12 protein-coding genes are annotated in these 11,582 nt (G+C 68.3%); 1 reads left to right on the top strand and 11 read right to left on the bottom strand.

The window, feature by feature from the left end; genetic code table 11:
• Position 1: 1 nt before the first annotated feature.
• The 11 genes from cpaB to Q4P07_RS09825 all read right to left on the bottom strand — a co-directional run bounded on the left by cpaB (position 2) and on the right by Q4P07_RS09825 (position 10,465).
• Entirely contained in the window at positions 2-706 is a 705-nt protein-coding gene (cpaB, locus tag Q4P07_RS09875; RefSeq protein WP_303374745.1) for a Flp pilus assembly protein CpaB, read from the bottom strand.
• Positions 703-1,449, bottom strand: coding sequence for a hypothetical protein (locus tag Q4P07_RS09870; protein WP_303374744.1), 747 nt, complete (start codon positions 1,447-1,449; stop codon positions 703-705). Before Q4P07_RS09870 ends, cpaB begins: the two co-directional genes overlap by 4 nt.
• 122 nt (positions 1,450-1,571) lie before the next feature.
• Positions 1,572-1,928, bottom strand: coding sequence for a DUF192 domain-containing protein (locus Q4P07_RS09865; protein ID WP_303374743.1), 357 nt, complete (start codon positions 1,926-1,928; stop codon positions 1,572-1,574).
• Entirely contained in the window at positions 1,925-2,575 is a 651-nt protein-coding gene (locus Q4P07_RS09860) for a hypothetical protein (RefSeq protein WP_303374742.1), read from the bottom strand. Before Q4P07_RS09860 ends, Q4P07_RS09865 begins: the two co-directional genes overlap by 4 nt.
• Positions 2,576-2,653: 78 nt before the next feature.
• Positions 2,654-3,049, bottom strand: a complete 396-nt coding sequence (locus tag Q4P07_RS09855) for a DUF3592 domain-containing protein (protein WP_303374741.1) — start codon at positions 3,047-3,049, stop codon at positions 2,654-2,656.
• A gap of 62 nt (positions 3,050-3,111) precedes the next feature.
• On the bottom strand, positions 3,112-3,972 hold the full coding sequence (locus Q4P07_RS09850; RefSeq protein ID WP_303374740.1) for an Fpg/Nei family DNA glycosylase: 861 nt from the start codon (positions 3,970-3,972) through the stop codon (positions 3,112-3,114).
• On the bottom strand, positions 3,965-5,032 hold the full coding sequence (locus tag Q4P07_RS09845; protein ID WP_303374739.1) for an App1 family protein: 1,068 nt from the start codon (positions 5,030-5,032) through the stop codon (positions 3,965-3,967). The genes Q4P07_RS09850 and Q4P07_RS09845 overlap by 8 nt, the downstream gene beginning before the upstream one ends.
• 66 nt (positions 5,033-5,098) lie before the next feature.
• Positions 5,099-6,913, bottom strand: a complete 1,815-nt coding sequence (locus tag Q4P07_RS09840) for a peptidoglycan-binding protein (RefSeq protein WP_303374738.1) — start codon at positions 6,911-6,913, stop codon at positions 5,099-5,101.
• A gap of 223 nt (positions 6,914-7,136) precedes the next feature.
• On the bottom strand, positions 7,137-8,987 hold the full coding sequence (locus Q4P07_RS09835; protein WP_303374737.1) for a bifunctional UDP-sugar hydrolase/5'-nucleotidase: 1,851 nt from the start codon (positions 8,985-8,987) through the stop codon (positions 7,137-7,139).
• A gap of 108 nt (positions 8,988-9,095) precedes the next feature.
• Entirely contained in the window at positions 9,096-9,914 is an 819-nt protein-coding gene (locus Q4P07_RS09830) for a DUF1295 domain-containing protein (protein WP_303374736.1), read from the bottom strand.
• A gap of 5 nt (positions 9,915-9,919) precedes the next feature.
• Positions 9,920-10,465 carry a pyridoxamine 5'-phosphate oxidase family protein gene (locus Q4P07_RS09825; RefSeq protein ID WP_303374735.1) on the bottom strand — a complete coding sequence of 182 codons (546 nt, stop codon included), beginning with the start codon at positions 10,463-10,465 and terminating at the stop codon, positions 9,920-9,922.
• Between the two features lie 140 nt (positions 10,466-10,605).
• On the opposite strand from Q4P07_RS09825, the gene Q4P07_RS09820 reads away from it, so the two are divergent.
• Positions 10,606-11,523: a MerR family transcriptional regulator gene (locus Q4P07_RS09820; RefSeq protein WP_303374734.1), complete on the top strand. Its 918-nt coding sequence runs from the start codon at positions 10,606-10,608 to the stop codon at positions 11,521-11,523.
• The last annotated feature ends 59 nt before the right edge of the window (positions 11,524-11,582 follow it).

The raw sequence follows: 11,582 nt of genomic DNA, 5'->3' as shown, positions 1-11,582 counted from the left end.
CTCAGCCTTCCTTGCCCGACGGGGCGAAGATCGTGTCGGTGCTGACCCGGGTGTCGTCGTTGCCGGCCCGCAGTGCCAGTCGAAGCTTGACGCTGAAGGACTCGGCATACGCGACCCGGAGGGCTTCCTGGGTCGGGAGGGCGAAGGTGATCGGCACGCCCTGGCCGGTGCTGAACCCACCGCCACCGTTCTCGACCGCGATCTCCTCGGGCAGGCCGACGTCGATGACGAGGGCACCCTGCGCCCATAACTGGCTGGAGGGCCGCTTGTCCTCTTCACCCTGGAAGGTGGCGATGATGTCGACCCGGTCTCCGGAGCGGACCTTGCCGGCGACACCCGTCTCGGCGTCCACCATGATGGCGATCTCCCGGTGGCCCTGCGCGATGCCAGGACGGTCCACGAACATGCCGCGGGAGGCGAAGGTGCCCGACCGGAGGTCGGTCACGGGCACCAGGCCGAGCACGTCCCGGGCATCGCGGATGGTCTCCGAGGAGGTCCACCGTTCGGGGACCTCACGCAGCTCCAGGTCATCGGTCGCTAACGGTTCATAGGCCTTGACGTCCTTGGACAGCGAGACCACCTGGACGAAGTTGCCGGCACGGGAGTTGACGTCGGCAACGAAGGCCAGCACCGCCACAAAGACCGCGACAGCGCCGAGGACGGACACGATCAGGAGCATGAGGCCCCGGCGTTGACGAGGGTTCATACATGAGCCTTTCGATCGGCTGACGTCTGGCGGACGCCACAGAAGGGGCACCTGGTCAGCCGGGTGGGCACGTGGCAGTTGACGCAGTCGCGAGATGGTGCCGACAAGATCTGCGACACCAGGTCATCGGGGGTGCCGAGGAGCAGGGTGCACTCGACGGCGTGGCGGGCACGCCACGAGCTGGCCGGAGCCTCCAGCGAGAGCTCCTGGGCCGCCGGCCCTGTGGGGAGCAGGTCGGAGGCGATGCGCTCATCCAGGGTGCTGGTGACGCGGACTGCGGCCTCCGCCACCAGGCGAGGCAGCTCCGCGGGCTTGACGAACGTTCCTTCGTGGAGGTCGATCCCGAACCTGGTCCACGGGAGCAGGCTGAGCAGGTAGGTCCCCAGGGAGGGCGTGGGACGCTCGACGCGGGTGGCCGAGGACACCACGGCGTACGTGCGTAGGAAAGGCTTCAGGCCGTGGGCCACGTCGACGCCCTCGGTTGCGCTCAGATCGCTGTGTCGAAGCACGTGATCGGTCATCCCGACCGCAGTCACCGGGCCAGTCAAGGCCACCATCGCCAAGCCTGGGTGGCCCGCGACAGCCCGCGCCATCTCGGGGGCGCGACGAGCGCCGTGGGCGACCAGGATGAGCGCGTGCTCAGCCCCGTCCGCGGAGTCGAGCTGCTCGGTGGCAGCGGTGTAGACGTCCTCGACCGGCGCGTCGGGGGCAAGACCCGGGGAAACCCCCTCGGTTGACGGCATGGCGACACGCACTAACTGTTGCAACGCAACTGTTCCCTCCCAGGAAAATACCCGACCCTCCCCACCGCACTCCGGGAGTCCCTCCCAGCATTGCTATCCAGGGGTGCGTAAGTCAAGTCGGGCTATCCAGCGCGCAGGACGGACCCTTGCGTGATCCCCCACGCACGGAGTGCTCCCGCGGGGGCCTCAAGAGTGTCCCGACGGCCAGGCAGCGGCCACGTCAGGCCCAGCCCAGGACGCAACGCCTTGGTCGCCGTGACCCGTCCGTCGCGATCGAGGATCGCGACGTCGATCGGATATCGCATCCCCACCATATGGACTGACGGACAACGGGTCAGCCAGAGCGCGCCGACGAGGTGGTCGGTGCCCAACAGACCCTTGCGCACCTCGGCGCGGTCGTGCGCAACGGTCAGCGGGGCGACGTCGCGACCGTCCACGAGGAGCCGGGCCGGGCCGGGCCCGAAGGTCCGCTCGCTCACGGCGCCACCCTGAAGGAACCGAGCACCGCCGGCACCTGCGAATCGGCGAAGGCGTCCGGCTCGGCGAAGCCGATCACCGACCCGGTCCCACCCTGGGGCAGGTCGGCAAAGATCTGCTGGACGCGGCGCAACGCGCCCGGAGCCATCTCGCTCTCGAAGGTCACCAGGTAGGCACCGCCCGGCGCGACGTCGGGCCATGCCAGCTCCTCGATGGTGGCCGTGGTCCCCTCCCCAGCCAGCTGTTGTTCGAGCTGCTCTGCGGTGTCGAGCGCCGAGGCTCCTTGCGGGTCCCAGCGGACCATGGCGCCCTCGGCGGGTGCGCCGTCAGCGTCCTCGCCCCAAAAGGCGAGGGTGGGCTCCCCGGTCGTCTCCTCCGGAGTCCACTCCGAGGGGATCGCCACCTGGAAGACCTTGACATCGTGGACGTCCATGCCGTCGGGGACTTCCTCACCCGGCTTCAGGGACACCAGTGCGCCGGTGTCGTCGCTGGGCTGCGCGGCCTCCGATGTGGTGCTGGAGTCGGTCGCCGCTGCGGTGGTGGTGATGGACGAGGTCGCTGTCGGTGTCGACCCGCCACCAGAGCTACAGGCAGTCAGGGCGGCGGCCGCTGCGCCGACGATGATGATCGTGCTCAGGCGAGTGCGCACTGGCAGTTCCTTTCGGAGGGATGAATGGGGCACAGCTCTCGGGGCCGCGGAGCTCGTGGCGCGCTGCGAAGTGTCGCCTCAGCGGGTGAACCACGCGATGGCGAGGCAGAGGACGGCAAAGCCGACCAGCACGACGTCCTGCAGGTCGATCCTCCCCGGGCTGGCAAGGTCCAGCGTGATCCTGGAGGGGTCGTCGGGGTCATAGCGGCACGGCACCTGGGCGCCCTTCTTGCGCAGGACAGCTTCGTCGTAAAGATCGATCGACGTGGCGGAAAAGCTGCCCTTGGGTGTGCTCACCACGCCGTGCACCTTGTAAGTGCGGGTCATCGTCGCCGTCGACTCACCGCTGGAGGTCCACGGCTGGATCCGACTGATGGTGAGCTGACCACGCTCAAAACCACGAGCTCTCACCCGGCTGTTCACCAGCACAAAGATGCTCAGCGCAGCAAGCCCGAGGGCCATGACAGGCATCATGAAATTCTCCTCCCCGATCGATCGAACCGGTCGAGTGTGTCATACCTCCCCGCGTCGGCCGGCTACCTCAGCAGCCGCGACATCCTGCGGTCGGCCAGCGGCTTTCCCCCGGTCTGACAGGTCGGGCAGTACTGCAGCGAGGAGTCGGCAAAGGAGACCTCGCTGACCACGTCGCCGCAGACCGGGCAGGTCTGGCCGGTGCGGCCATGCACATTCATCCCCGCCCGCTTCGCGTCCTTGAGCTGAGCGGCGGGCTTGCCCTCCGCCGCCATGACCGCCGCCGTCAAGGTGGTCCGCAGGGCCTCGTAGAGCCCCGCGACCTGTTCGGACGTCAACGACGCCGCGAGCGCGAAGGGTGAGAGTTGGGCGGCGTGCAGCACCTCGTCGGAGTAGGCGTTGCCGACGCCGGCGAGCACCGACTGGTCGCGCAGCAGACCCTTGACCTGCGTGCGCCGACCCTGCAGGATCGCCGCGAAATCTTCCAGGGAGAAGTTGTCGGCCATCGGGTCCGGCCCGAGGGTCGCGATCCCTTTCACCTCCGCTGGCTCCCGCACGATGTAGGCCGCTAACCCCTTCTTCGTGCCAGCCTCGGTCAGGTCGAAGCCGGACTCGTCGTCAAGGCGCAGCCGCAGCGCGATGGGCGACTTCCCCGGTCGCACCCGGGTCGCCGGCACTACGTCATACCAGCGCAACCAGCCCGCGCGCGCCAGGTGGAAGATCAGATGGGTCCCATCCACGTCCAGGTCGACGAACTTGCCGTGCCGTGACACCGCGTCGATCGGGCTGCCCACCAACGCGTCCGGTGGCGGGTCGAAGGTCTTCAGGACCGCGATCGAGCCGAGCTCGACATCCGTGACGACCCGACCGACCGTGCGTCCACCGAGGAAGTCGACGAGTGCCTGCACCTCGGGCAGCTCAGGCATCGGGCTCGTCCTGGGCCCTCTCGCGCCGACTGCCGACGAGCAGCTGGTGCAGCCCGAAACCGTTGGGTGCCTTGAACATCGGCGCTCGCACCTTGCGGCCGAGCAACTCGTCGGTGGCGACCGGCAGACCGCTGGAGAGGACCTGCTCGGCGGGCGTCAGCTCGCGGATGCAGATGGCCTCCACCGAGTCGGGGTGCTCGACGGCGAACTCGGAGTAGATCACCGGATCGTGCTGCCCGTCGTCGCCGACCAGGATCCACCGGATGTCGGGGAAGGTCTGGGCCAAGCGCCGCAGCTCAGCCTCCTTGTGCTCCTGCCCTGACCGGAACCATCCGGTGTTGGTCGGCCCCCAGTCAGTGAGCAGCAGCGGCCCCAGCGGGAAGTCATGGCGGCGCAGGAAGCGCGTGAGGGCAGGCGCGACGTTCCACGCGCCGGTGGACAGATAGAGGACCGGCATTTCCGGATCGGCCTTGACCAGGGACCGATACATCGCGCCGATTCCCGGCACCTCCTGGCGCACCTGCTCGGAGCGCACGAAGGTGTTCCAGCCGGCGATGAACATACGGGGCAGGTGGGTGACCATCACGGTGTCGTCGATGTCGCTGACCAGGCCGACCCGCACGTGCGGGCCGACGATGAGCACCGAGGTGGTCACCGAGTCGCCGTTGGGCAGGTCGATCGACGCCTCTTGCCACCCCGGGGCCAGCCCGTGACCGCTGAGCTCGACGTCGACGTAGCCACCGCGGTCGGTCTTGACCATGACGCTCGTCGCACCCATGGTGACCCGCACCTGGACACTGGCGGCGGGGGCGGTGAGGAAGAAGTGCCAGCCCCGCTGGGCGATGTCGAGCAGCGAGTCCTCATGGTGGGTGAGCGCCGTGCGGCTCTCTTCCGGCTCCTGGCGCGAGAGGCTGATGCGTCCAAAGACGCGGGCCGTCTCGACCGTGCCGTAGCCGGTGTAGCCGCTGACCCGCTCGTGCCAGCCGCGCCGCTTGAGGCGGGCGCCGATCCGTCGGCGCACGGAGTCCTCGAGCTGGGCGGCGATGTGAATGGGCGCCATGGTCGTCACCCTCGTTGCCGGGGTATGGCGTGCAGCGCTCGGTCGGACCCGCAAGAAACGTGGCATTCAGCCGACGTCGGCAACGGCTTGCGAGTGGGCTGCCGCCTCTGCCTTCTTGGTTTCCTCGGCCTTCTTTGCCGCCTTTGCCTTCGCCTTCTCCGCTTTCTTCTCGGCCGCCTCGCGGGCGGCCTCGGCGCCCGGTGCTCCGTCGGCGCGGCCCTGCGCGATGGCGACCTCTTCGATGGCGGCCCAGGTGGGTCCATCGACGAGGCCGGTCGGCTCGAGCTTGGCGGACTCTTGGACCTCCTGGACGGCGGCCTGTGTCTTCGGCCCGAAGCTGCCGTCCGCCTTTACGCCGAGCAGCCCCTGCAACAGGGTCACGGCTCCGCCGGCGTAGGGACTTGCGCGGTCTTCGGCGATCGCCGCAGCAGCCAGCAGACCGTCCTGGTCACCAGACTGGTCGAGACTGCCGATCGAAAGCTCGACCTCGCGGACAAAGATCGTGGGATGGGCGGCGCGTTCGAGGTAGATCCACGTGAGCGGAGTGATCGTGACGGGGCCGTCGCCGCGGCGGGTCGACTGCAGGGCGAGCTCGGGGACGGTCTTCTCCCAGTCGGCCACCGCCTTGGCTGTCTTGGGACCGAAGGAGCCGTCCGGGCTGGCCCCGATAGCCTCCTGCAGGACCTTGACCGCTTTGCCTTCGTCGCCGAGCGTGAGGGTCGTGCGCTTGTAGGGCGAGAACTCGGTCTGTTGCCACTTGCGCGGCGCGACCGCCATGGCGCTGGCTGGCACCTCACCGAGCGGCATGCCCTCCAGCACGGCGTAGGAGAAGTCGTCGAGGACTCCCGTCTGCGGCACGTGCCGCTCATCCTGCCAGGTGATCAACGCGGCACGCGTCGCTTCGTCCAGCACCCCTGTCTGCGGCAGACCCAGGGTCGCCTGCAGCAGGGAGACGCCGCCCCCATACTCTCCTGGCCGGACCCGGATCAGGCCGGTGCTCGGAGCGGGGGCCAAATCGGCGGTGTCGCAGGGCTCCAGGCGTGGGTACTGATGAATGGCGGCATAGGACCAGGGCGTGACGTCGCACGGGCCGCGGTCGGGCGTGGTCACCGCGACCCCGGTCCACCAGGAGGTGCGCATCTGGGCGCCGTCCCACGTGAAGGAGAAGTGCATGTGGTCGGTGTGCGGGTTGCCGGTGTAGTACTCCCAGCCGCGGCCGTCGGCATACCAGATCAGGCCGTTCCAGATGAAGTACTCCATCCCGAAGCGCTGGGCCATCTCGCCGTTGTTAGCCGTCAGCCAGGTCGCGACGGAGTCACCGACCATCCGGTCGTTGGTGTCCCATGCCGCCAGCGGCCAGTCGAGCGCACGCCCGTCGTGGTGGAAGGAGGCGTAGTCGATGCACGGACGGGCACCGGAGAAGGGGGACCGCTTGTAGTGGTCGGAGACGAGCAGCGCGAAAGCAGTGACACCCGGACGATCGACCGGGTCACAGCTGATCTGCTGGGCGAACTCGCCCTTGTCGTCGACCTCGGGGGGCAGGCTCTCGTTGACGGGAGGCTCCGGCACCACTGCGGGATCAACCCACACCGGGACGAAGATGGTGGTGGCGCCTTCTGTCACGCCCGGCCCGAGACCGGTCAACGGCACCTGCTGGATCGGAGCCGGCTCGACCGGCTGGACGGGAGCCGGCTGGGCCTGCTGGCCTTCCCCTTGCGCACCGTCCGGAGCCGCGAAGGACGGCCCTGCCCCCAGCGCGAGCACGCCCGCGAGCACCGCTGCGACCGGCAGTCGTGTCAGCTTCGCCCGTGTCAGGCCGCCCGCGCTGCGACTGCCCCCGGCGCTGTGCATTAATGCCCCTTCGTCGCTGATCCTGGACATGCTGAAAGTGGACGTACTGCACCCCGCGTCAGCGCGGACCGCCCTGCCGACTCTATGTCGGTTTGGAGCCGCTGACCATAGCTTCGTCAGGGATCGTGACCAAGACGTTGCCGGGACCTGCCCTGCTCTGTCACACCAGCCACAGTGGCCCCATGGACATTCCCTGCAAAGCCCGACGGGCCGCCTGCTCGGTGGCAGACGGCCCGTCATGGTGGTGCCGAGGTCAGAGGCCGGAGACGCGGTCCTCCGGAGCAGACAACGGGCTGGTGGCCTTGATGTAGGCGACCAGGTTGGCCAGGTCCTCCGGGCCACCGACCAGGTTGGTGCCACCGGTGAAGGCGGTGAAGCCGTCACCGCCCTCAGCCAGGAAGGAGAGGGTGGACACGCGGTAGGTCTGTCCCGCCTCGACGGGCACGCCGTCGAGGGTCATCGAACCAGGCACCACGGAGTGGGTCGCGTCGTCCCAGGCGTAGCTGAAGCCCTCGGAGACGCCCAGCGCGAGCTGCTTTTCCTTACTGGGGTTGTACTGCTGGTTGAGCACGGCCTCGATCTGGGCACCCGTCAAATCGAGGGTGACCAGCAGGTTGCCGAACGGTGCGACGTCGTAGGCCTCCTGGTAGGTGATCTCGCCCGCAGCCTCGCCGTTGCTGATGTCGTTGACCAGGAACGAGCCGCGAACACCGCCGATGTTCATGAACGAGATCTGCGCGCCCGACTCCTGGGTGCCCCACAGGATCGCGTCGGCGAGCAGGTCACCCATCGGGGTCTCTACGCCACGGTCTCCGCTCGCATCGCCGGTGATGTCCTCGGTCGTGGTCCCGATCACCTGACCCGCGAGCACGGCTGCCTTCGCGATCCACTTGTCCACGATCTTCTGGACCTGCGCGTCGGGCGCAATCGAGCCGTCGGCGAGCACCAGGTGGTTTTCCACCGCGAGGCTCGCGCGGATGACGTCCTTGGTCTTGCGGTCGACCTTGAAGGTCGTCTCGGACAGGACCCGGCCCCAGTCACCTGGGCCGTTGACCGCGCGGGGATTGCCCGCGGGGTCGGGCAGCAGGCAGGCGAAGCCGTTGTGGGTGTGGCCGGTCAGGAGCACGTCGATGGCCGAGGAGGCGCCAGCGTTGATGTCGACGATCGGGCCGGTGAGGGTGTCGCAGCCGGCGTTGACGTCCGGCTCGTTGATCGCGCCGGAGTAGGCGCCGCCGTCGTAACCGCCCTCATGGACCAGCGCGACGATCGACTGGACGCCCTTAGCCTGCAGCTCGACTGCATACTTGTTAAGCGTCTCCGTCTCGTCCAGGAAGGTGACCTGCGAGATGCCGCCGGGGGAGACGAGGATCGGCGTCTCGTCGGTCACGACACCGATAAAGCCGACCTTGATGCCGTTCTTCTTCTCGATTGTGTAGGGGGGCAGGATCGTCTCGCCGGAGTCCTTCCACACGACGTTGGCCGCCAGGTAGGGGAAGGAGGTGCCGGCGTAGGGCTGGTCGAGATACTGCCCGTCCTCGGGGTGGTTGCCCCCGTTGACGATGCGCATCAGCTCTGCGACGCCCTCGTCGAACTCGTGGTTGCCGACCGCCGATGCCGTCAGGTCCATCGCGTTGAGCACCTCGATGGTGCCTTCGTCGTGGAAGAGGCCACTGGCGAAGGTGGATCCGCCGATGCTGTCACCGGAGGACACGGTGTAGGACAAGGCGTGCTTGTGCTGCGCCACGAACTCCGTCGACAGCTGGTTGACCAGGCCGGCGAGGTAGGCCGCGCCGCCGAAGACGCCGAAGACATTGCCCGCCTTGTCCGTCAGTGCCTCCGGCGAGAGGTGGCCGTGGAAGTCGGAGAACGACAGCAGTTGCACAGGCACAGTCCGCGCATCCGGGACGGGAGGCTTCGTGGGCTTGGGCGGCTTAGGCGGCTTGGCCGGTTTGGCTGGCTTCTCGGGCTTCTCCGGCTTGGCTGGCTTGGCGCTGGTAGCGGCCGCCGCGGGGCTGGCGCTGAGGCTGGGGGCGGCGATCGCGGCAGTGGCGACCATCGAGGACGCCGTGGCCGCAGCCAGCGCGAGGGCGAGTGTTCGCTTCATTGCTGTTCTCCCTTAGGGGTCCGTCTTGACGGCGATGTCATCGAACGGGGTCGGGGTCACGCTACCGCGAGTGGGTGGATCCGTCACCCCCTAGAGAGCGGCCCAGGATCAGGCGCGGTTGCGCGGAGGCAGAGGGAAGAAGCCGGAAGTGCGCTGCACATACTCCCGATAGCCGGGACGGTCCATCATCCGCGACTCGGTCAGCGGCTTGCCGGTGCGGCTGGTCAGCGCCCAGGTCATCAGCAGCGGCGAGAGCACGGTGACCAGCGCGACGAGCCAGCCGGCGGAGGCGGCGACCAGCCAGATCCCCCACCAGACCGCCGCATCACCGAAGTAGTTGGGGTGACGGGTGAAGCGCCATACCCCGGTGTCCAGGATCGTGCCCCGGGACGCAGGGTCGTTCTTGTGACGGGAGAGCTGCAGATCGCCGGCTGCCTCGAAGAAGAGGCCGATCGCCCAGACCGCGACGCCGAGCCAGGCGATCCAGTTGAGCGGAGCGCTGCCGAGCATGCCCATCTGGATGACCATCGAGACCAGCAGGAGCACCACGGCCTGCGGCAGATAGACCCGTCGAATCGCATAGAGGTCGCGGCGCTCACCACCACTTTCCAGGATCTTCTCGTAGCGCGGGTCCTCGGCACCATCACGCATGCGCCAGCCGAGGTAGATGGCCAGCCGCAGACCCCAGAGGCCGACGAGGGCCAGCAGCAGCCAGCGACGGGCGTCGTCGGGATTGGGCGTGATCGACATTCCCGAGTGGATGAGGGTGACCACCGCAACCACCACAAAGCCAAGCCCCCACGCGCAGTCGATGACGACATGGCGGTGCTGGGCGCGGCCGATGGTCCAGGTCACGGTCAGCAACACCAGGAGGGCGGCGAGGCTGAGGACGATGTTGAGTCCGAGCGCGGACCAGGACAGTCCCATCACGGCTAGGGGAGTTCGACGACGGTGGCACCCTCGTCGTCATCCTTGTTGCCGGTCATCGCCTTGACCATCGAGACCGCGGTGCCGATCATCGTCTCGCCTCCCCACAGCTCGGCGGTGTCACCGCTGACGCGGACGACGACGTTGTCCGGGTTCTCCGGTCCACCCTCCATGAACATGTCGGCGCCCTTGCTCCACAGCTGCGCCACCAGGTCGCGGTCCTCGACGACGACACCGGTGCCCGCGAGGGAGACCCAGGCGCTGCGGGAGGCATAGGCGACGTTGACGTTGGGGTCGGTGGTGAGGTCACGGACAAACGCGCTACTGCGGCGGGTCAGGAAGAGGACGTCGCCGTCCTCCTCGGCACGCTGGGTCGACAGCGGCCTGCTGGTGAGCCGACCCTCTGGCGAGCTGGAGTCGCGGGTGGTCACCATCGCGATGTCCATGCCGTCGATGACGTCGTGGACCTTTTTGACCATCTCTGCGTCGTCAGTCACCCGCACCGGGTCCTGGGGATTGATGTCGTGGGCAGTGCTGTCGTGCTGGGTCATAGCGGCTCCTCTATCGTCTAATGTTTGTCCCATCCTAGCCCCGATCGGTCTGGACGCTACCTGGATCCGGCGGCGAGCAGGTAGCATCAGCCGACAACGTCTGTCTAAAGTTAGTACAGGCTTCCCGTCTCACGCCAGGAGTGGTCGCCATCGAGGGTCCGCAGTACACCGTCAAGCAGGTGGCTCAGATCGTCGGCGTATCGCCAGCCACGGTGCGGGCCTGGGAGCGCCGGTATGGCGTGGTCTCACCCAAACGCTCGGAGTCCAGCTATCGGCTCTATGACGACGAGGACGTGGCACGGCTGAGCCGGATGGGTCTGCTCGTCCGGGCCGGACGACCCGCCTCGCTAGCCGCCGCCCAGGTGCTCGGGGAGGCGGCGACGCCAGCCGCTTCTCCTTCCGGGGCTGCGCTAGCGGCACTTCCGACTGACCAGACCCAGGTCGACGACCTGCTCCGAGCGGCGCAGACGCTCGACAGCACTCTGCTCACCCGCGTGCTGGACGAGGCGTGGGCACGCACCTCCTTGGAGACCCTGATCGACTCCTGGCTGGTGCCCGCGATGGCGGCGATCGGCCAGGCGTGGATAGCCGGCGAGATTGACATCGCCGGCGAGCATTTCGTCTCGGCGGGGGTCCATGGACGGCTCGCAGCAGCCTATGAGGCCGCCGGCTCGCGCCCCGGAGCCCCCGCGCTAGTGACCGGGCTGCCGGCCGGAGCTCGGCACCATCTGGGCGCTCTGGCTTTCTCCGTCTGCGCACGTCGTCAGGGGCTGGACGTCGTCTATCTGGGCGCAGATGTGCCGGAGGACAGCTGGCTCTACGCGGTGCGAAGCCTTCGCCCCGCGGGTGTCGCCGTGAGCGTGCCACTGGAGTCGGACGTCGCCAATGCCGTGACCTTGTGCCATCTCCTCATCGAGAGCAAGACACCCGTCAGCATCAGGCTGGGCGGCCCTGCCGCAGCCGCCGCCGCGGAGCAGGTCGGCACCGCCGTCACGCTGCTGCCGCCCTCGGTCGTCGCCTCCGCCTCGGAGGTTGCGGCCGCCCTCCACGCCTCCTGACCGGGCGGTCGCCCCGGCCACACCGAACGGTCCGCACGGCCACCCACATCCGCAACCGG

The organism is Ornithinimicrobium sp., assembly GCF_030537745.1.
Classification (GTDB): domain Bacteria; phylum Actinomycetota; class Actinomycetes; order Actinomycetales; family Dermatophilaceae; genus Ornithinicoccus.
Note: the sequence above shows the minus strand (reverse complement) of the source record. Positions and strands in the feature narration are given on the sequence as shown.

What these genes read in the sequence shown, in the direction of transcription:
- Q4P07_RS09830 (WP_303374736.1), bottom strand. Translation starts at nt 9,914, where the DNA reads ATGGGACTGTCCTGGTCCGCGCTCGGACTCAACATCGTCCTCAGCCTC.
- Q4P07_RS09870 (WP_303374744.1), bottom strand. Translation starts at nt 1,449, where the DNA reads ATGCCGTCAACCGAGGGGGTTTCCCCGGGTCTTGCCCCCGACGCGCCG.
- Q4P07_RS09850 (WP_303374740.1), bottom strand. Translation starts at nt 3,972, where the DNA reads ATGCCTGAGCTGCCCGAGGTGCAGGCACTCGTCGACTTCCTCGGTGGA.
- Q4P07_RS09825 (WP_303374735.1), bottom strand. Translation starts at nt 10,465, where the DNA reads ATGACCCAGCACGACAGCACTGCCCACGACATCAATCCCCAGGACCCG.
- Q4P07_RS09845 (WP_303374739.1), bottom strand. Translation starts at nt 5,032, where the DNA reads ATGGCGCCCATTCACATCGCCGCCCAGCTCGAGGACTCCGTGCGCCGA.
- Q4P07_RS09840 (WP_303374738.1), bottom strand. Translation starts at nt 6,913, where the DNA reads ATGTCCAGGATCAGCGACGAAGGGGCATTAATGCACAGCGCCGGGGGC.
- Q4P07_RS09855 (WP_303374741.1), bottom strand. Translation starts at nt 3,049, where the DNA reads ATGATGCCTGTCATGGCCCTCGGGCTTGCTGCGCTGAGCATCTTTGTG.
- cpaB (WP_303374745.1), bottom strand. Translation starts at nt 706, where the DNA reads ATGAACCCTCGTCAACGCCGGGGCCTCATGCTCCTGATCGTGTCCGTC.
- Q4P07_RS09835 (WP_303374737.1), bottom strand. Translation starts at nt 8,987, where the DNA reads ATGAAGCGAACACTCGCCCTCGCGCTGGCTGCGGCCACGGCGTCCTCG.